This is a genomic window from Streptomyces sp. NPDC029296, assembly GCF_055569255.1.
Genome location: NZ_JBVHXT010000013.1, coordinates 108061 through 126961, shown reverse-complemented (window position 1 = coordinate 126961; position 18901 = coordinate 108061). Strand labels below are relative to the sequence as shown.

The 18901-nt window shown below is 73.3% G+C and carries 19 protein-coding genes; 5 read left to right on the top strand and 14 right to left on the bottom strand.

Going from position 1 to position 18901, the window contains the following annotated elements:
* The first annotated feature begins 70 nt into the window (after nucleotides 1–70).
* The 3 genes from ACZ4W9_RS14090 (at nucleotide 71) to ACZ4W9_RS14080 (ending at nucleotide 3245) form a co-directional block, all read left to right on the top strand.
* Entirely contained in the window at nucleotides 71–1039 is a 969-nt protein-coding gene (locus ACZ4W9_RS14090) for an acetylxylan esterase (protein WP_467935479.1), read from the top strand.
* Nucleotides 1040–1155: 116 nt separating this feature from the next.
* Nucleotides 1156–2346: a serine hydrolase domain-containing protein gene (locus ACZ4W9_RS14085; RefSeq protein ID WP_467935477.1), complete on the top strand. Its 1191-nt coding sequence runs from the start codon at nucleotides 1156–1158 to the stop codon at nucleotides 2344–2346.
* Nucleotides 2347–2501: 155 nt separating this feature from the next.
* Nucleotides 2502–3245: a GntR family transcriptional regulator gene (locus tag ACZ4W9_RS14080; RefSeq protein ID WP_467935476.1), complete on the top strand. Its 744-nt coding sequence runs from the start codon at nucleotides 2502–2504 to the stop codon at nucleotides 3243–3245.
* On the opposite strand, the gene ACZ4W9_RS14075 is transcribed toward ACZ4W9_RS14080, so the two are convergent.
* Both ACZ4W9_RS14075 and ACZ4W9_RS14070 read right to left on the bottom strand, forming a co-directional pair.
* Nucleotides 3223–3987 (bottom strand): class I SAM-dependent methyltransferase, encoded by a 765-nt coding sequence (locus ACZ4W9_RS14075; RefSeq protein WP_467935475.1) that lies wholly within the window; start codon nucleotides 3985–3987, stop codon nucleotides 3223–3225. The two genes, ACZ4W9_RS14080 and ACZ4W9_RS14075, sit on opposite strands and share 23 nt — an antisense overlap.
* Before the next feature lie 42 nt (nucleotides 3988–4029).
* Nucleotides 4030–4497 (bottom strand): hypothetical protein, encoded by a 468-nt coding sequence (locus ACZ4W9_RS14070; protein ID WP_467935473.1) that lies wholly within the window; start codon nucleotides 4495–4497, stop codon nucleotides 4030–4032.
* 510 nt (nucleotides 4498–5007) lie between these two features.
* Between ACZ4W9_RS14070 and rho the strand changes: the two genes are divergently transcribed.
* Nucleotides 5008–6156, top strand: coding sequence for a transcription termination factor Rho (gene rho / locus ACZ4W9_RS14065; protein ID WP_467935472.1), 1149 nt, complete (start codon nucleotides 5008–5010; stop codon nucleotides 6154–6156).
* A 101-nt stretch (nucleotides 6157–6257) separates the two neighbouring features.
* Nucleotides 6258–7433 (top strand): D-alanyl-D-alanine carboxypeptidase family protein, encoded by a 1176-nt coding sequence (locus ACZ4W9_RS14060; RefSeq protein WP_467935471.1) that lies wholly within the window; start codon nucleotides 6258–6260, stop codon nucleotides 7431–7433.
* Nucleotides 7434–7788: 355 nt separating this feature from the next.
* On the opposite strand, the gene ACZ4W9_RS14055 is transcribed toward ACZ4W9_RS14060, so the two are convergent.
* The 12 genes from ACZ4W9_RS14055 to ACZ4W9_RS14000 all read right to left on the bottom strand — a co-directional run bounded on the left by ACZ4W9_RS14055 (nucleotide 7789) and on the right by ACZ4W9_RS14000 (nucleotide 18857).
* The gene (locus tag ACZ4W9_RS14055) at nucleotides 7789–8727 is read right to left on the bottom strand and encodes a glutaminase (RefSeq protein WP_467935470.1); all 939 of its coding nucleotides are present in this window, start codon (nucleotides 8725–8727) and stop codon (nucleotides 7789–7791) included.
* Nucleotides 8728–8777: 50 nt separating this feature from the next.
* Nucleotides 8778–10187: an aspartate ammonia-lyase gene (aspA, locus tag ACZ4W9_RS14050; protein WP_467935469.1), complete on the bottom strand. Its 1410-nt coding sequence runs from the start codon at nucleotides 10185–10187 to the stop codon at nucleotides 8778–8780.
* Between the two features lie 74 nt (nucleotides 10188–10261).
* Nucleotides 10262–11272 carry an asparaginase gene (locus ACZ4W9_RS14045; RefSeq protein ID WP_467935468.1) on the bottom strand — a complete coding sequence of 337 codons (1011 nt, stop codon included), beginning with the start codon at nucleotides 11270–11272 and terminating at the stop codon, nucleotides 10262–10264.
* 41 nt (nucleotides 11273–11313) lie between these two features.
* Nucleotides 11314–12753 (bottom strand): amino acid permease, encoded by a 1440-nt coding sequence (locus ACZ4W9_RS14040; RefSeq protein ID WP_467935466.1) that lies wholly within the window; start codon nucleotides 12751–12753, stop codon nucleotides 11314–11316.
* A complete protein-coding gene (locus ACZ4W9_RS14035) occupies nucleotides 12750–13484 on the bottom strand; it encodes a FadR/GntR family transcriptional regulator (protein WP_467935465.1) in 735 nt (244 codons plus the stop codon). The genes ACZ4W9_RS14040 and ACZ4W9_RS14035 overlap by 4 nt, the downstream gene beginning before the upstream one ends.
* 118 nt (nucleotides 13485–13602) lie before the next feature.
* Nucleotides 13603–14439 (bottom strand): undecaprenyl-diphosphate phosphatase, encoded by an 837-nt coding sequence (locus tag ACZ4W9_RS14030; protein ID WP_467935464.1) that lies wholly within the window; start codon nucleotides 14437–14439, stop codon nucleotides 13603–13605.
* A 76-nt stretch (nucleotides 14440–14515) separates the two neighbouring features.
* Nucleotides 14516–14890, bottom strand: a complete 375-nt coding sequence (gene crcB / locus ACZ4W9_RS14025; RefSeq protein ID WP_359046945.1) for a fluoride efflux transporter CrcB — start codon at nucleotides 14888–14890, stop codon at nucleotides 14516–14518.
* Entirely contained in the window at nucleotides 14887–15267 is a 381-nt protein-coding gene (locus ACZ4W9_RS14020) for a DUF190 domain-containing protein (protein ID WP_467935462.1), read from the bottom strand. The genes crcB and ACZ4W9_RS14020 overlap by 4 nt, the downstream gene beginning before the upstream one ends.
* The gene (locus tag ACZ4W9_RS14015; RefSeq protein WP_467935461.1) at nucleotides 15264–15725 is read right to left on the bottom strand and encodes a FluC/FEX family fluoride channel; all 462 of its coding nucleotides are present in this window, start codon (nucleotides 15723–15725) and stop codon (nucleotides 15264–15266) included. The genes ACZ4W9_RS14020 and ACZ4W9_RS14015 overlap by 4 nt, the downstream gene beginning before the upstream one ends.
* Nucleotides 15726–15794: 69 nt before the next feature.
* Complete coding sequence (locus ACZ4W9_RS14010; RefSeq protein ID WP_467935460.1) at nucleotides 15795–16754, bottom strand: SMP-30/gluconolactonase/LRE family protein; 960 nt, start codon at nucleotides 16752–16754, stop codon at nucleotides 15795–15797.
* Between the two features lie 50 nt (nucleotides 16755–16804).
* The gene (locus ACZ4W9_RS14005; protein WP_467935459.1) at nucleotides 16805–17104 is read right to left on the bottom strand and encodes a helix-turn-helix domain-containing protein; all 300 of its coding nucleotides are present in this window, start codon (nucleotides 17102–17104) and stop codon (nucleotides 16805–16807) included.
* A gap of 190 nt (nucleotides 17105–17294) precedes the next feature.
* Nucleotides 17295–18857, bottom strand: coding sequence for a glycoside hydrolase family 53 protein (locus ACZ4W9_RS14000; RefSeq protein ID WP_467935458.1), 1563 nt, complete (start codon nucleotides 18855–18857; stop codon nucleotides 17295–17297).
* Between the last annotated feature and the right edge of the window lie 44 nt (nucleotides 18858–18901).

The following is an 18901-nucleotide window of genomic DNA, read 5'->3' as shown; positions in this document are numbered from 1 at the left end:
CCCTGGCGAGTGATCCGACCACCCACGTACGGTGAGACCGCACAGTCTCCCTTCGCAAAGGCGGTTGTTGATGGCCCTGTTCGATCTGCCCCTGGACGAACTCCGCGCGTACCGCAGCGAGTCCGCCGAACCGGAGGACTTCGACGCCTTCTGGGACAAGACGCTCCGGCAGGCCCGTGAACACGACCTGGACGCCCGGTTCGAGCCGGTGGAGACCGGTCTGGCCACGGTCGAGGTCTACGACGTGACGTTCGCCGGGTTCGGCGGCCATCCCGTCAAGGGCTGGCTGCGGCTGCCCGCCGGGTCCACCGGACCGCTGCCCCTGGTGGTGGAGTTCCTCGGCTACGGCGGCGGGCGTGGCCTGCCGCACGAGAGCCTGCTGTGGGCGTCGACGGGCCGCGCGCACTTCCTGATGGACACCCGCGGGCAGGGCAGCGCCTGGGGCGGCGGGGGCGCCACCCCGGATCCGGTCGGCGCGGCCCCGGCCTACCCCGGGTACATGACGCGGGGCATCGAGGCCCCCGAGAACTACTACTACCGCCGGGTGATCACGGACGCGGTGCGCGCGGTGGAGGCGGCCCGCTCGCACCCGCTGACCGACGCGGCGCGGACCGTGGTCCTCGGCGCCAGCCAGGGCGGCGGCCTCACGATCGCGGTCGGCGCCCTGGCCCCCGACCTGGCCGCGGTCGCCCCGGACGTGCCGTTCCTGTGCGACTTCCCGCGCGCGGTGACCCTGACGGACCGTCATCCGTACCGGGAGATCGGCCTCTTCCTCAAGACGCACCGCGGGCGCACCGCCGAGGTGCGGCGCACGCTGTCCTACTTCGACGGGGTGCACTTCGCGGCCCGGGGACGGGCGCCCGCCCTGTTCTCGGCGGCCCTGGAAGACCAGACGTGCCCGCCGTCGACCGTGTTCGCGGCGTTCAACGCCTGGGGCCACGAGGACAAGACCATCGAGGTGTACGACTTCAACGACCACGAGGGCGGCGGCCCCTTCCACGAGGCGGCGAAGGTGCGCTGGCTGCGCTCGTACGCCTGAACCCCGGCGCCGGGCCGGGGCCCGCCCTTCCCTCCGGACCGGGCAGTCCGTACGTTCTGGAACGCCCCGGGCCGCGGTCGGCGCGGACCCGGGTTCCCGGTGACGACGGAGGCCCCATGTCCACACAGGAGACACGGCAGACACCGCGGGCGGCCGCGGCGGTCCACGGGCACTGCGATCCGCGGTTCGCGGGGGTGCGGCAGGCCTTCGAGGACAACTTCCGCGAACGCGGGGAACTGGGTGCGGCGGTGGCGGTCACCGTCGGCGGGGAGACGGTGGTGGACCTGTGGGGCGGCTGGGCCGACCCGGCCCGGACCCGGCCCTGGGAGCGGGACACCGTGGTGAACGTGTGGTCGACCACCAAGGGCGTGGTGGCCCTGTGCGCCCACCTCCTGGCCGACCGGGGGCTGCTCGACCTGGACGCGCCGGTGGCCGTCTACTGGCCGGAATTCGCCGCCGAGGGCAAGGAGAAGGTGCTCGTACGGCATCTGCTGTCGCACCGCGCCGGGCTGCCCGGGCTGCGCAAGCCGCACACCCTGGAGCAGCTGTACGACTGGGAGCTGACCACCGGCCGGCTCGCCGCCATGGCACCGTGGTGGGAGCCGGGCACCCGGGCCGGGTACCACGTGCTGACGTACGGCTTCCTGGTCGGGGAGGTGGTACGGCGGGTCTCGGGCCTGCGCTTGGGGGCCTTCCTGGAGCGGGAGCTGACCGGGCCGCTCGGGGGCGGCTTCACGGTGGGGCTGCCGGCGCGGGAGGCCGGCCGGGCGGCCGAACTGGTGCCCGCGTCGGCGCGGCCGAGCGCCGAACAGGTCGCGTTCTTCGGCAGGCTGACGCCGGTCGCGCGGGCCGCGCTGACCAACCCGGCCGCCGGTCCCGCACAGGCGAACAGCGCCGGCTGGCGGGCGGCGGAGATCCCGGCGGCCAACGGGCACGGCACCGCGCGGGCGGTGGCGGCTCTGTACGGCGTCCTCGCCGGGCGCGGCACGGTCGGCGGCCGGCGGTTCCTGTCGGCGGGGGCCGCGGAGCGGGTGCGCGAGAGCGAGGGCCCCGGCCGCGACCTGGTGCTGGGCGCGGCCTTCGAGGAGGACACCGAGATCGGGCTCGGCCTGTGGCTGAGCGGACCCCGAGGGCTGTACGGACCTAACCCGCGCGCTTTCGGCCATGACGGCTTCGGCGGTTCCTGCGGGCTCGCCGACCCGGAGGCCGGGGTGTCGCTGGGCTATGTCATGAACCGCATGGGGTCCCGCTTCGCCGATGATCCACGGAAGACGGCGCTGGTCGACGCCCTTTACCGGGCCCTGTGAGCGCGTGTCACGGCGCCCCGGTGACCGCCGTGACACGCGGGCGGATTTCGGTCGAAACCCACGACCACCCTTCCCTCGTGGTTTAGACCAATGCTAATTGTGGTCGCGCACCGAACCCGTACGACTACGTCTTGTCACCGACAGGAGGGCGCGGCATGGCCCGCACCACCCCGCACGATCCCCCGCCCGACGACGGCCGGCCCCTGTACGGACGCATAGCGGCACTGCTGCTCGGCGAGCTGCGCGACGGCACCATCCCGCCGGGCGAACGGCTGCCGGGCGAGCGGCACCTGGCCGCGCACTTCGGGGTCAGCCGGGAGACCGTCCGCCAGGCGCTGGAGGTGCTGCGCCGCGGCGGTGTGGTCGCCACCGACCGGCGCGGCAGCCACGCCATGCTGCCCGGCCGGCCGGTGGAGTCGCCGGACTCGCTCGCCTTCCCGGTGGGCTCCCGGACGGCGGATCCGTGCGCGGTCGACCAGGCGACGGTGACCTGGGAGGCGCCGCCGCCGGAGCACGCGCGGGAACTGGGCCTGACTCCGCACCGGCCGACACTGGTGCACCGCTACCGCTCGGTCGCGCCGGACGGCCGGTCGCTGCGCACGGCGGTGACCTCGTTCTCGGCGGTGGCCCTGGCCGAGGTGGCGGAGCTGGCCCGGTACCGGGAACGGGCCGACGGCGCCACGCCCGCGCAGTTGCGGCGGGCCTACGACTGGATGCGCAAGGCCGGGCTGTGCCTGCACCACCGGGACTGCATCACCCACGTCTCACAGGCCTCCTCGGTCCGGGTGACCCGGCGCGTGCACGACCAGTACGCGCGCCCGCTGGAGATCACGGATCTCGTGGTGCACGCCGAACAGGACGCGCTGGTCTACGAGTTCACCCTGCCCGCCGCGGTGTGACCGCCGGGTCCGGCGCGTCGGGGGTCCGGGCCACCACCAGCCGGCCGCGCGGGCTGCCGTCGGCCCGCCGGCCGAACCCGGGCAGGACGCGTGTCCCGACCGCGAACCCCGCCCGCTCCAATTCCCCGCGGACGGCGCCGAGTCGCAGTGCCCGGTAGTACATGACGAACGGTGGCCGCCACAGCGCGTTGCGCACCCGCATCACCGTGTCGAAGCCCTCCAGCAGCCAGTAGCCGGGCTGCGTGGGGCGGGGCGGGGCGAACACCGGGAAGGCGAAGAGGCCGCCGGGCCTGAGCGCCGAGCAGACCCCGGCGAAGAGCCCCGGCAGTTGTGCCGGCAGGAAGTGGCCGAACGCCCCGAAGGAGACGACGAGATCGAAGGCGGCGGTGAACGGCAGGGCCCGGGCGTCACCGCGCACCCAGGCGACGCGGGGCGGCCCGGCGGGCCGCACCCGGTGCCGGGCGACGTCGAGCATGCCGGCGCTGAAGTCGACCCCGGTGACGCTCCGCCGGCACAGCCGGGCCAGCGGGCGGAGGCCGACGCCGGTACCGCAGCACAGGTCGAGCCCGTCCGTGAACGGCCCGAGCGGCGCGAGCGCCTCGGCCACGGCGTCCAGCACGTCGTCGGGGGTGCGGAAGGGGGTGTGGTCGAACTTCGGCGCGAGCAGGTCGTATCCGCGCTCGACGGACGACAGCGCCTGCACGGCGAGTTCACGGAGCGTGGGACCTTCGGGACCGAACATGGCGGCAGCCTACGACGGCGCCGCGGACCGCCACCCCGGGCGTCAGCCGTAGGTCTCGCGGCAGAGGCGGACGATCCCGGGGGCGGCCACGCCGTCCGCCCGGCGGCACAGGTCGCGCATCACGGCGACGGGCGGCCGGGAGACCGTACGGGGACGGGGGGCCGGGTGCCGTCCGGACGGCCGGTGCTCCGCGCGCGGACGGCGGGCCGGCGGGGCGGCGGCGGTGGCCCGGGGCGGGGCGGCGGACGTCGGTCCGCCGCGGCCCGCGGCGCCGCGGGCCGGCTCCGCCGGGCCGGGACGGTCCGGGTGTCCTTTGCCGGTGCGTACGAGCGCGGCCCGGTCGGCCGGCTCGCCGGCCGGGGCCCGCAGGACCGACGGCGCGGCCGGGGCGTCCGGCGGGAGGACGCGCCGGGAGCCGGCGGGAACGGGGTCGGGACCAGGGGTGACGGTGGTGCAGCCGGCGACGCTCACCAGCGCCGCCACCACCAGCGGAAGAAGTCGGCGAGGCACGCGGCCACTGTGCCGCACCGCCGGGTGCGGCGGTCCGCTCCACGCCGGAGGACCACTCCCACGAGCGACCGGCCGCGATGACGCGCCCCCGCCGTGATCAGGCGGGCGCCCGCACCGGACTTCCCCAACTCTCCTGCGGCGCCCTGCCGTTGCGTGTGCCAGGGCCGGCCGGTCCGGAGAGGGCGTCCGGTCTCACGGGAATGCCGCGTTCCGGTCGTTTGTTGACAAGATCACGGACACCGCACCCCAAGCAGTGGTAGCGTACTGGCAGCACTCGTGTACGCCCAAGGTGGGCGCCGGTGCCAGTCTCTCTCAGCTGATCGGTTCGCCGCCGTCCCGGATCTCCCGGTCCCCGGCGCGTCAGCTTCCCGGTACCGCCTCGTGACGGGCTTTCTCCGCCGCACCCGAGGCGTTCGTTCCTCCCGCCGCCCGGAGGCAGTCGCAGACGCCTCCCGCTCGCGGCCCCACCCCCGCTTCTCCTTCCTGTTCCGTCCGCGAAAGGACATCCGCATGACCACCGCACTCGCCCCCCGCCCCGAGACCCCGCGGGCACCGGCCGCCCCGCTCGTCACCGGCGTCCTGGACATCGACGCGCACGGGAAGGGGCACCTGAGGGCCGCGAGCCTGCTGCCCTCCCCCGCCGATCCGCAGGTCACGGCGGCTCTCGTGCGCCGCCACGGACTGCGCGCGGGCGACCTGATCGAGGGCGTCCGGGGCGCCCAGCGGGCCCTGACCGAGATCGCGCGCGTCAACGGACGCGCTCCCGGGGAACCCCGCGCCCGTCGCCACTTCCGCGACCTCACCCCGCTCCACCCGCACCGGCGGCTGCGCCTGGAACACCCCGGCGCCGGTCTGACCGGGCGGGTCGCCGATCTGCTCGCGCCGGTCGGCAAGGGCCAGCGCGGCCTCGTCGTGGCCCCGCCCAAGAGCGGCAAGACCGTGCTGCTCCGGCAGCTCGCCGCCGCCGTGGCCGGCAACCACCCCGAGTGCCGGCTGATGGTCCTGCTGCTCGACGAACGGCCCGAGGAGGTCACCGAGATGCGCCGCTCGGTGCGCGGGGAGGTGTACGCCTCCACCTTCGACCGCTCGCCGAAGGACCACATCGCCCTCGCCGAACTGGTCGTGGAGCGGGCCAAGCGGCTGGTCGAGGCCGGTGAGGACGTCGTCGTCCTGCTGGACTCGCTGACCCGGCTGTGCCGGGCGTACAACAACGCCTCCGCCGCCGGCGGCCGCACCCTCAGCGGCGGTGTCGACGCGGGCGCGCTGATCGGCCCCAAGCGGTTCTTCGGCGCCGCGCGCCAGGCCGAGGAGGGCGGCTCCCTCACCATCCTCGCCACGGCACTGGTGGACACCGGCTCCCGCGCCGACGGCTACTTCTTCGAGGAACTGAAGAGCACCGGCAACATGGAGCTGCGCCTGGACCGGGAACTGGCCGCCCGGCGGGTCTTCCCCGCCGTGGACCTCGACGCCAGCGGCACCCGGCGCGAGGAACTCCTGCTCACCCCGGCCGAGTTGGCGGCCACCCGCGGACTGCGCCGGGCCCTGCGCTCCCGCGAGGGCGGTCCGTCCGCCATGGAGACCCTGCTCGAACGGCTGCGCGCCACCCCCGACAACGCCACGTTCCTGCGGCAGGTCCGGCCCACCCTCCCGGCCGGCTGACAGCCGCCCCCGGCACGGCCCGGTGCGGCATCCGGGTTGCCCGGCACCCCGAACGGCCCCGACAGGGTGAGGGACCCCCACCCTGTTCGTAGGTTGAGCATATGGTCACCGGATTCTCGTATCGTGCGGCAGTGTCGGCCTGCTCCCTCTGTGTGGCGGGCCTGCTGGTGCTCACGCCGGCCGCTGCCGCCGCCGGACCCCCGGCCGGGGAGCCCGCGCCGCCCCGCCCCCCGGCGGCGATGCCCGGGCCCTCCCTGCTGTACCGGTCCGGCACCCAGGTCCGGCCGCACCGGGGCGCACCGGAGGTGCCCGACCTCTCGGCGCTCTCCTGGCTCGTCGCCGACGCGAGCGGCGGGGAGGTGCTGGCCGCCCACGACGCGCACCGCGAACTGCCGCCCGCGAGCACCCTGAAGACCCTGTTCGCCCTCACCGTGCTGCCGGTGCTGCCCGGCGGACTCCAGCACACCGTGCGCTACGGCGAACTGGCCGACATCGGCGAGGGCAGCAGCCTGGTCGGTGTCGAGGAGGGGCACACCTACCAGGTGGCCGACCTGTGGCGCGGGGTGTTCCTCAGCTCCGGCAACGACGCCGTGCACGTCCTCGCCCGGCTCGGCGGCGGCTGGGAGGCCACGGCCGCCCGCATGCAGGACAAGGCCCGCACGCTCGGCGCGCTGGACACCCATGTGGTCTCCCCGGACGGCTACGACGCCCCCGGCCAGGTCTCCTCCGCCTTCGACCTGGCGGTGTTCGGCCGCGCGGGCCTGCGCAACCCCGACTTCGCCCGGTACTGCGCCACCGCCGAGGCCGGCTTTCCCGGTGACGGCTCGTCGTACCCCATCGAGAACACCAACCGGCTGCTGACCGGCGAGGACGGCGTGACGCCGTATCCGGGGCTCATCGGGATCAAGAACGGCTACACCAGCGACGCGGGCAACACCCTGGTCGCCGCGGCCCGCCGGAACGGGCGCACCCTCGTGGTCAGCGTGCTGAACCCCCAGGCCGACGGCGGGCTGGCCGTGTACGAGGAGGCCCGCGCGCTGCTCGACTGGGGCTTCGCGGCGGCCGGGCAGGTGGACCCGGTGGGATCGCTGGACGGACTGCGCCCGCCCTCCCGCGCCGAGCCGTCGGTCGCGCCGGCCGCGGCGGCCGGCCCGCCGGCCTCGGACGACGACTCGGGCTGGTCCTCCGCCGCCGTCGTCGCGGGGCTCTCCGGGCTCGGCGCGGGAGCCGCGGCGCTGGCGTTCAGGGCCAAGGGCGGCCGGGCGGCCCGGGGCTGACCCGTCGGCAGGCCGAGCAGCAGGCCGAGCGAGATCCAGACGTAGGCGCTGGCGCCGAGGAATCCGCCGGGGCCGCCGGGGTCTCCGGCCCACAGCCACACCACGCCGGTGCACAGCACCGCGTACAGGGCGCCCGCGATCCGCGGGTGCCCGGCGCGCACCAGCACCGCGAAGGACGGCAGCAGCCACACCAGGTGGTGCACCCACGTGACCGGGCCGACCAGACAGGCCGTCGTACTGGTGAGCGCGAACGCCGCCGGCCAGTTCCCGGCCGTGACCGCCCGGCCCACACGCACAGGGTGAGCAGGACCGCCGACGCCCACAGCGGGCGGCCGGTCCGGCGCGGGCTTCCGGTTCAGAACACCGACAGGCCCGTGAGTGTGGTGAAGCGGTCCAGGGCCGCGACCCCGGCGACGGAGTTGCCGCGTTCGTCCAGGCCCGGGCTCCACACGCACAGCGTGCACCGGCCCGGTACGACGGCGATGATCCCGCCGCCGACGCCGCTCTTGCCGGGCAGGCCCACCCGGTAGGCGAAGTCGCCCGCCGCGTCGTAGGTGCCGCAGGTCAGCATGATCGCGTTGACCTGCTTGGCCTGGCTGCGGCTGAGCAGCCGGCTGCCGTCGGCGCGGATGCCGTGCCGGGCGAGGAAGCCGGTGGCCAGCGCCAGGTCGGCGCAGGAGGCGGCGATGGAGCACTGCCGGAAGTACTGGTCGAGCAGGACCGGCACGTCGTTGTCGATGTTGCCGTAGGACGCCATGAAGTGGGCGAGGGCGGCGTTGCGGTCGCCGTGCGCGGTCTCGGAGGCGGCGACCTCGGTGTCGAAGCCGAGCGCGGGGTTTCCGCTCTCGGCGCGCAGGAAGGCGAGCAGTTCGCCGGCGGCGTCGCCGGTACGGGTCTGCAGGCGGTCGGTGACGACGAGGGCGCCCGCGTTGATGAACGGATTGCGCGGGATGCCGTTCTCGTACTCCAGCTGGACCAGGGAGTTGAACGGGTTGCCGGAGGGTTCGCGGCCCACGTGCTCCCAGAGCGCGTCGCCCTCCCGGGCGAGGTCCAGGGCGAGCGTGAACACCTTGGTGATCGACTGCGCGGAGAACGGCTGCCGCCAGTCCCCCACCCCGTACACCGTGCCGTCCGGCTCGGCGACGGCCATGCCGAAGCTGCGCGGGTCGCAGGCCGCGAGGGCCGGGATGTAGTCGGCGGGGCGGCCGCGCCCGGGCGTGTGGCTGATCTCCTCGGCGATGCGCTCCAGGACCGGCAGAAAGGTGGCGGACGACGTCGTTGTCATGATCACCATTGTGCCTCCCGGCCGGTCCACGGGCCTCGTCGTGGTGGCCTTGTCGCAGGTCAGGCCGCCGGTGCTCCGCTGCCCGCGACGACCTCCGGGCGCAGCAGCTCGGCCAGTCGGCCGGCCGGCAGCAGGCCCTTCTCCAGCACCAGTTCGGCCACGCCGCGGCCGGTGGCGAGGGCCTCCTTGGCGATGTCGGTGGCGGCCGTGTAGCCGATGTGCGGGTTGAGCGCGGTGACCAGGCCGATGGAGTTCTCGACGGTCGCGCGCAGCCGCTCGGTGTTGGCGGTGATGCCCTGGACACAGCGCTCGGCCAGGGTGAGGCAGGCGTTGCGCAGGTGGGTGATGGACTCCGACAGGGAGTGCAGGATGATCGGCTCGAAGGCGTTGAGCTGGAGCTGCCCGGCCTCGGCGGCCATGGTGATGGCGACGTCGTTGCCGATCACCTCGAACGCGACCTGGTTGACCACCTCGGGGATGACCGGGTTGACCTTGCCCGGCATGATCGAGGAACCGGCCTGCACCGGCGGCAGGTTGATCTCGCCGAGGCCCGCGCGCGGGCCGGAGGACAGCAGGCGCAGGTCGTTGCAGCTCTTGGAGAGCTTGACCGCGATCCGCTTCAGGACGCCGGACATCTGGACGAAGGCGCCGCAGTCCTGGGTGGCCTCGACCAGGTTGGCGGCCGTGACCAGCGGGAGGCCGGTGATGGCGGACAGGTGACGGCGGGCGGCCTCGGCGTAGCCGGCGGGGGCGTTGAGGCCGGTGCCGATGGCCGTGGCACCCAGGTTGATCTCGTGGATCAGCTCGACGGCCTCGGCGAGACGGCTGCGGTCCTCCTCGATCATGACGGCGAACGCGGAGAACTCCTGACCGAGCGTCATGGGGACCGCGTCCTGCAACTGTGTACGGCCTGTCTTGAGCACGTCGCGGAACTCGACGGCCTTCCGGGCGAAGGCGTCCTGCAGTACGGACATCGCCTTGAGCAGTCCATGTACCGCGAAGACCGTCGCCGTCTTGACGGCCGTCGGGTAGACGTCGTTGGTCGACTGGCTCAGGTTGACGTCCTCGTTGGGATGCAGATGCGTGTACTGCCCCTTGGCGTGGCCCATCAGCTCCAGCGCGCGGTTCGCCACGACCTCGTTGGCGTTCATGTTGGTGGAGGTGCCGGCACCGCCCTGGACGACGTCCACCACGAACTGGTCGTGCAGCTTCCCGGCACGGATCTCGCGGCAGGCGGCGGTGATCGCGGCGGCCTTCGCGGGCGCCAGCAGGCCGAGTTCCTCGTTGGCGAGGGCGGCGGCCTCCTTGACGGCGGCCAGGGCGTCGATCAGGTGCGGGTAGGCGGAGATCGGGGTGCCGGTGATGGGGAAGTTCTCCGTCGCGCGCAGGGTGTGGATGCCCCAGTACGCGTCGGCGGGTACGTCGCGGTCGCCGAGCAGGTCGTGCTCGCTGCGGGTGGCGGCGGTCATGAGGGTACGGGTCTCTTTCTGGGGTACGGAGGTGAGGACGCCCCCGCGAGGGGGCCGCGGGGCGTGCCGGAGCGCTACACGGTGGCCAAAACCGGGTCCAGCGCCCGCACCGGCCGCACGCTCCCCACCGGCTTCCCGCCGCCGAGCAGCGGCTCCCCGGCGAACTCGGTCAGCAGCCCGGCATCGACGCCCGCGCGCGCGAGCGCGGCCGCGGCGACCGGGATCCGCGCCCGGTTCGCCCCGTCGGCGATCTTCACGGCGACGGCCGTGCCGTCGGGCAGCGCCGCCACCTGGACGCCCTCGAAGCCGTCCTTGGCGAGCAGTCCGGGTACGGCTCGCATGAGCGCGGCGACGTCCCGGCCCGAGCCGGAGGCCATCTCGGCGTGCTCGCGCATGGCGTCGGCGACCCTGGCCTCGGGGGTGCCGGGGGCGGCGGAGGTGATCCGGGCGAGGGCGTGCGCGAGGCCGTGCAGGGAGACGGCGAACAGCGGGGCGCCGCATCCGTCCACGGTGACCCGGGCGATCCGCTGGCCGGTCAGCTCCTCGACGGTGGCGGCGATCTTCCGCTGGAGCGGGTGTGCCGGGTCCACGTAGTCGTCCAGGGACCAGCCGTTGAGCTTGGCCGTCCACAGCATGGCGGCGTGCTTGCCGGAGCAGTTCTGGGCGAGCCGCGAGGGCATGCGGCCCTCCCGCACCCAGGCGTCCCGGACGACCGGGTCGAACGGCATGTCGGGCACGTTGCGCAGGTCGTCCTCGGCGAGGCCGGCGAGTCCGAGGAGGCGCCGGGTGCCGGCGAGGTGCCGCTCCTCTCCGGAGTGGCTGGCGGCGGCCAGGGACAGCAGTTCGCCGTCGAGCGGCAGCCCGGCCCGCAGCATGGCCACGGCCTGGAGGGGCTTGAGGGCCGAGCGCGGGTAGAAGGCCGCCTCGGCGTCGCCGAGCCGGAACCGGACCCGGCCGTCGGGGCCGAGGACGACGACGGAGCCGTAGTGGACACCCTCGACGATCCCGCCGCGCACGAGGTGGGCGACGGGGACGTGGAGGGGTTCGCGGACGAGGGGTGCGTCGGCGGGGGAAGTGCTGTACATCTCTGCCTGCATCATGGGGTCGGGGTCGGCCGGAACGCGGGTCACGCGCCGGCGCCGGTGGAGGTGCGGGTGACGCGGGGGCGGACGGCGTACCAGCCCGCGACCAGCGCCGCGACGATCAGCGGCAGACAGAGCACGGTGGTGCGTCCGGCGCCGCCGTCGGCGTACATGAGGACCACGACGGAGGCGAGGAACGCCAGCGTCACGAGTTCGGTCCAGGGGGAGCCCGGCAGCCGGTAGGCCGGCCGGGTCAGGTCGCCCGCCCGGGTCTTCCGCCAGAAGAGCAGGTGGCAGACCATGATCATGGCCCAGGTGGCGAGGATGGCGATCGCCGCGAAGTTGAGCACGATCTCGAACGCGTCGGCGGGGACCACGTAGTTCAGGCCGACGCCGAGCACGCACATGCCGCTGGTGAGCAGGATGCCGCCGTACGGGACCTGGGTGCGGCTCATGCGGGCGGTGAACGCCGGGGCGGAGCCGCTCATCGCCATGGAGCGCAGGATGCGGCCGGTGGAGTACAGGCCGGAGTTCAGCGACGACAGGGCCGCGGTGAGGACGACCAGGTTCATCACGCCGCCGGCCGCCGGGACGCCGATGTTCGACAGGACCGTGACGAAGGGGCTCTCGCCGGCGGAGTACTTGTCCCACGGGAGCAGCATCGACAGCAGGACGACCGAGCCGACGTAGAACAGGCCCACCCGCCACATGATCGAGTTGATCGCCTTCGGCATGATCTTCTCGGGGCTCTCGGTCTCGCCGGCGGCGACGCCGACCAGTTCGACGGAGGCGTAGGCGAAGACGACGCCCTGGATGATCAGCAGCATGGGCAGCAGGCCGTGGGGGAAGACACCGCCGTTGTCCGTGATCAGGGCGGGGCCGGGGTGGTGGCCGTCCACGGGGTGCTGGGTGATCAGCACGTAGATGCCGATGCACATGAACACGACGAGCGCGCCGACCTTGACGATCGCGAACCAGAACTCCAGTTCGCCGAAGATCTTGACCGATATGAGGTTGACGGTCAACACGACCGCGAGGGCGATCAATGCGATCAACCATTGCGGGATGTCGGAGAACATGCCCCAGTAGTGGGTGTAGGTGGCGACGGCCGTGATGTCGGCGATACCGGTCGTCGCCCAGTTGAGGAAGTACATCCAGCCCGCGGTGTAGGCGCCCTTCTCGCCCAGGAACTCCCGGGCGTACGACACGAAGGCACCGGAGGACGGGCGGTAGAGCACGAGTTCGCCGAGGGCGCGCACGACCAGGAAGGCGAAGACGCCGCAGACGGCGTACGCGAGGAAGAGGGAGGGCCCGGCGTCGGCGAGCCGGCCGCCCGCGCCGAGGAAGAGGCCGGTGCCGATGGCGCCGCCGATGGCGATCATGTTGACGTGCCGGTGCTTGAGGCCCTTGCTGTAACCGGCGTCTCCGGCGTCGACATGACCGGACGAGGGGCGCCTGTCGTCTTCCAGGTGCTGTTCGCTCACGCCTCGGCTCCGCCTTCCGTCGGGGGGTCGTCCGCCCGCTGGGGACGCACGATGTCGGTGAGGGTCGTCTCGACGCGGTCCAGATGGTGGCTCATGGCCGCCACCGCGTCGTGCTCGCTGCCGTCGACCAGCGCCTCGACGATCGCCCGGTGCTCCCGGTTGGACTGCTCACGGCGCCCGCCCAGCTCGTTGAGGAAGGCCGACTGACGCGCCAGTGCGTCACGGATCTCCTCGATGACCCGGCGGAAGACCGGGTTCTGGGCGGCCTCGGCCACGGCGAGGTGGAAGAGGGTGTCCATGGCGACCCAGGCGGTGGTGTCCGTCTCCCGCTCCATGCGGTCGAGCAGGTGGGCCAGGTGGTCGAGGTTCTCCGGGGTGCGGCGCAGGGCCGCGTAGCCGGCGACGGGGATCTCGATGTGGCGGCGCACCTCCAGCAGGTCGCTGGCCGCGTAGTCGCCGAAGGTGGGGTCCTCGACGGTGTTCGCCACCACGAAGGTGCCCTTGCCGGTGCGGGAGACCGTGAGCCCCATGGTCTGCAGCGCGCGCAGCGCCTCGCGGAGCACCGGCCGGGACACCTCGAGGGCGCGGCACAGCTCGGCTTCGGAGGGGAGCTTGTCGCCGATGGCGTACCGGCCGCTCTCGATGGCACCGCGGAGGTGGTCGAGCACCGCTTCCATGGCGCTGACGCGCCGGGGGACGAGACCACCTGTCTGGCTGTCTGACAGGTTCACGGGAGCGATCCTGCGGGGTGCGGACGGACCCTGTCAAGGCACGGGGTAAAAAACGATTCACGGGGTGCGGCGCCTGAATACAGGCATCCGCACCCCGTGGGTGATCGGCGACGTCGGTTCAGCTCGCGAGCGTGCCGGTGCCGAGCAGACCGAGCAGGAGCACGCCGACGACGATCCGGTAGATCACGAAGGCGTTGAAGGAGTGCTTGGCGACGAACTTCAGGAGCCAGGCGATGGAGGCGTAGGCGACGAGGAACGACACGATCGTGCCGACGGCGAGCGGGGCGGCGCCGACCCCCGCGCCGAGGGCGTCCTTCAGCTCGTACAGGCCGGCACCGGTCAGGGCGGGGATGCCGAGGAAGAAGGAGAGCCGGGTGGCGGCGACGCGGTCCAGGTCCAGGATGAGCGCGGTGGACATGGTGGCGCCGGAGCGCGAGAAGCCGGGGAAGAGCAGGGCGAGGATCTGCGAGCAGCCGACCCACATCGCGTCCTTGAAAGACGTGTCGTCCTCGCCGCGCTTGTGCCGGCCCATCTGGTCGGCGGCCCACATCACGCCGGAGCCGGCGATCAGCGAGCCGGCGACCACCCACAGGGAGGCGAGCGGGCCGTCGATCAGCGGCTTGGCGGCGAGCCCCACCACCACGATCGGGATGGTGGCCGCGATCACCCACCAGGCGAACTTGTAGTCGTGGTGGTAGCGCTCCTCGCGGTCGGTCAGGCCGCGGAACCAGGCGGTGACGATCCGCCGGATGTCCTTGAAGAAGTACACGAGCACGGCGGCGATGGCACCGACCTGGATGACGGCGGAGAACCCGACGACGGACTTGTCGTCGACGGGGATGTCCATGAGCCCTTCGGCGATCTTGAGGTGACCGGTGGAGGACACCGGGAGGAACTCGGTCACCCCCTCGACTACTCCGAGGACGACGGCCTGACCGACGGAGATGGCGCTCATGGGATCCAGTTCTGGGGAAGAGTTGGTCGACAGTGCTGTAGACAGTACTCACCGCTCCGGGCCGCGCGGCACGCGCCTAGGCCCACAGGAGCCCGGCGAGTGAGACACCGGTGAAGGCCGCGGCGAGCCCCGCCGCCACACTCGCCACGACGTTCCCGGCAGCGTAGAGGCCGGAGCCGGCCTCGGTCAGCCGGAGGGTCTCGTAGGAGAAGGTCGAGTACGTCGTCAGCGCGCCGCACAGCCCGGTGCCCAGCAGAAGCCGCAGGTGGGGACCGGCGGCCCCGGCGGAGGCGGCGCCCGTGACCAGGCCGAGGACCAGGCAGCCGACGACGTTCACCACGAAGGTGCCCCACGGGAAGAGCGAGTCGTGCCGGGCCTGCACGGCGCGGTCGGTGAGATAGCGCAAGGGGGCGCCGACCATGGCGCCCGCGACGACCAGCAGCCAGTTCACAACGACTTCTTACCCTCCGGGTCCGTTTCGTCCGGGCCGCGGGAGGGCTCCGTCCACCGGACGGTCTCGCACACGTCCAGGGTCACCAGGCGACCCTCCACCAGTTCGCCGAGGCGGGGCAGGAAGGCCCGGATCCGCTCCTCGGTGTCCACCACGACCACCGCGACCGGCAGGTCCTCGCTCAGGGAGAGCAGGCGGCAGGTGTGGATGCGCGAGGAGGCGCCGTAGCCCTCGATGCCCCGGAAGACGCTGGCGCCGGCGAGTCCGGCGGCGTGCGCGCGGTGCACGATCTCGGCGTAGACGGGCCGGTGGTGCCAGGTGGCGTTCTCGCCGACGTAGACGGTCAGCCGCAGCGCGCGGCCGGTCCGCGGGATCATCGCCGCCGCCCGGCGAAGACCCGGCGGGCGGCGGCCGAGGCCAGCCACACCGCCGCGAGGGCCGCGCACAGCGTCGCGGCGAGACAGGCGAGGGCCGGGCCGGGGCGGCCGGCTCCGGTCAGCTGGCGGATGTCGACCGCGTAGGTGGAGAAGGTGGTGTAGCCGCCGAGCACGCCGGTGCCGAGGAACGGCCGCAGCAGGCGGTGGGCGGCCCACACGTCGGTGACGAGCACCATGAGGACGCCCATGGCGGCGCAGCCGGAGACGTTGGTCCAGAAGGTCGCCCAGGGGAAGTGGCCGGGGGGTGTGGGCCAGGCGAGCGTGAGCGCGTAGCGGGCCGTCGCGCCGAGCGCGCCGCCGGCCGCCACGACCGCGACGACGGGCGCCTGCGTACGCCACTCGGACCGCCGGGGTGGTGCGGGGCGGACGCCGCGGGTCTCCGTTTCCGGGGCTGTCATGGGTCGCTTCTCCTCTGCCGGCCCGTGCCCCTGCGGGCGATCAAGGCCGGAACCCAGCGTACCGCCGGGTCAGCGGGCGGCGGGCCGGGCGCAGACCGCGACCCCGGGCGCCAGGAAGCTGCCCAGCACCAGGTGGTCGCCGGTGGCGCAGACGCTGGTGACCATGCGGAAGCCGGACCGGCGGCGGGTGAGGTGGTGGACGACGCGTCCCTCGTCGTCCACGGCGACGACACCGGCGGTCCCGCTCGGGCGGTACGGCAGGTGTACGGCGGCCCGGGCCGCGGCGCGGCGGACGGCCGGCGGGGTGCGGTGCAGCAGGTCCAGCGCGGGGACGCGGGGGCCGGCCAGGGCGACCCAGACGGGGCCGTCGGGGCCCTCGCGCCAGAGGTTGTCCGGCATGCCGGGGAGGTCGGCGAGGGGTTCGGCGTGACCGGCGCGGGGGCCGGTGAGCCGGTAGCGGGTCAGGCGGCAGGCTCCGGTCTCGGCGACGATCAGGAAGGAGTGGTCGGCCGCGAGGGCGAGGCCGTTGGCGAACCGCAGCCCCTCCAGCAGCACCTCGGGCTCGCCGCCCTCCGGGGGCAGCCGCAGGAGGCGTCCGGTGCCGGTGTGTTCGACGATGTCGCCGATCCACCGCTCGTGCGGATAGCGGCGGCTGGAGACGGTGAAGTAAAGGGTGCCGTCGGGGAGGGCGACGGCGTTGCTGCAGAAGCGGAGCCGCTCCCCCGCCACCGAGTCCGCGAGGACGCGGACCGTGCCGTCGTCCGGGCGCACGCGCAGCAGGCCGCGTTCGGCGTCGCACACCACCAGGTCGCCGTCCGGGAGGAGTTCCAGGCCGAGGGGCCGGCCGCCGGTGCGGGCCACCACCTCGGCGCGGGCCGTGCGGGGGTCGCCGAGGTGGTGGACGCGGAGGATCCGCCCGTCGGCCACTCCGGTCAGCACGCGCCCGTGCGGGTCGGTCACGACGTCCTCGGGGCCGTGCGCGCCCAGGGAGACGTAGTGCAGCGGCACGAGTTCTGCGGGTCCGTCCATGGGCGCCCCCTTCTCACCGGGCCGCGCGGTCGTCACGGCGTTCACCCGCGTCACCAGCCCTTCTCGAACAGCCTGGCCACCTCGGCGACGCGGATCTCGTCGCGCCGGTAGTGGACGCGGCAGCGGATCCGGCGGGTGCGCAGGAGGCCGAGGCGGGCGAGGAAGTCGAGGTGGGCGCGCACGGTGCGCGGGGGCAGGCCCAGCTTGGCGGCGACGGCGCGCGCGGTGACGCCGGTCGCGGCGAGGTCGCGGTGGCGTCCGGCGGGGAAGTGGGCCGCCGGGTCCTTGAGCCACTCCAGGACGGTCTGCCGTATCCGGCCCGTGGGAGCCCCCGGGAAAGTCACCGTCATCCGTCCGCCTTCCGTCCCCGGCCTCCTCGTACGCAGTGTTCCCACTGTGTCCCGGGCGACGCCGCCGCGTCCGGGACTCGGCGTCCGTTGTCCGGTACCGGACGGCCGCGGGCCCGGGGCGGCGTGTGACCCCCCAGGCCCGTGGCGGGAGCCCGGCCGCCGCCGTGCGGCCGGGCTCCCTCGCCGGGGTTCAGCGGTGGCTGAACCACGTCATGGAGGTGAGCGCCTTGTCGTCGTAGCCGAAGAGGGCCTGGTTCTCCCAGCCGTTGCCGGAGCCGGCGTCCGCGGGGTCCCAGCCGTTGCCGGCGACGGCGGTCCAGGTGGCCTCCCAGTAGAAGACGCCGAGGCCGCGGCCGTTGGGGACGGCCTCCACGATGCTCGCCACGTCATTCATCCACCGGGTCTGGCCGGCCACGGTCGCCGGGTAGCCGGAGACGAGTTCGCCGGTGGTGTCGATCTGGTTGGTGAGCGCGTCGTCGCTGTCGAGACGGAAGGGGTAGGCCGTCTCGGCGACGAACACCGGCTTGCCGTAGCGGGAGGCCGCGTCGTCCAGGGTGGTCTGGAAGTCGGAGAGCGCGCCGTGCCAGTAGCCGTAGTACGACAGGCCGATCACGTCGAACCTGACGCCGTTCGCGACCGCGTTGTCGAACCACCATTCGGTGCCGGCCTTGTCCCCGCCCTTGGCCAGGTGCAGCGCGACGGGGGTGGACGAGTCGACCGCCTTGACGGCGCTGTAGCCGGAGTTGATCAACCCGGCGAGCTGGGTCCAGTTGTCCGTTGATCCCTCGGACCACAGCATGCCGCCGTTGATCTCATTGCCCACCTGGACCATGTCGGCGGTGGTGCCTTGAGCCTTCAAGGCGTTCAACACGTCGTACGTGTGGTTGTACACGTCCGTCTTCAGTTGACTGTATGTATGGCCCACCCAGGCGGCCGGCTTCTTCTGGGCGCCGGGGTCGGCCCAGGTGTCCGAGTAGTGGAAGTCGACCAGCAGCTTCATGCCCTGTGCCTTGACGCGCTTGGCCACCGCCAGGACGTGCGCCTTGTCGTTGAAGCCGTCGGCGGGGTTTACCCACACCTTCAGACGCGCGTAGTTCATGCCGTACGACTTGAGGATGGGGAGGGCGTCGCCGGCGGTGCCCGCACTCGTCCTGTACGTGCCGCCCTTGGCCTCGCTCTTGGCGAGGGAGGAGATGTCGGCGCCATGGACGGAGGTGCCCGTGGTGCCGGGCGTGAAGGTCAGGTCGTCGACGTTGATCCAGTTGCCCGCGTTCGCGTCACTGTTGACGCTGATGGTGCACTGGTTGTTGCTCACCTTGACCGGCGTGACGATCCGGATCCATCCACTGGACGAGACCGGCAGATCGGTGCGCTGTTCGGCACTCCCGCAATTCTTGAGCGCTATGTAGGCGGCCTTCTGTCCGCCGCCGGACCGCACCCACGCGGTCAGCGTGTAGTTCCCGTTGGCCAGCCCGGACAGGTACTGGTAGGTCTCCGTCTTGTAGGCGGAGGCCGAGTAGTGGCTGAGGCGGTAGCCGCCGCCATGGCCGCCGGCCTCGGTGTAGGAGGCCCCGGTGTCGCCGTACTCGGACCAGCCGGCGGGCGTGGCCACGCCCGCGCCGTCGGTCTCGAATCCGCCGTTGGTGAGCGTGCTCGCGGCCTGGGCGGTCTGGGCGGGCAGGGTGGTGAGGGCGAGAGCGGCCGCGAGCGGCGGCAGCAGGGCGGTGATGGTGCGTCTGGGATGGAACTTCATCGTCCGTCGTCCCTTCGACGTAACTGGGGGAAGGCTCCCGCGGT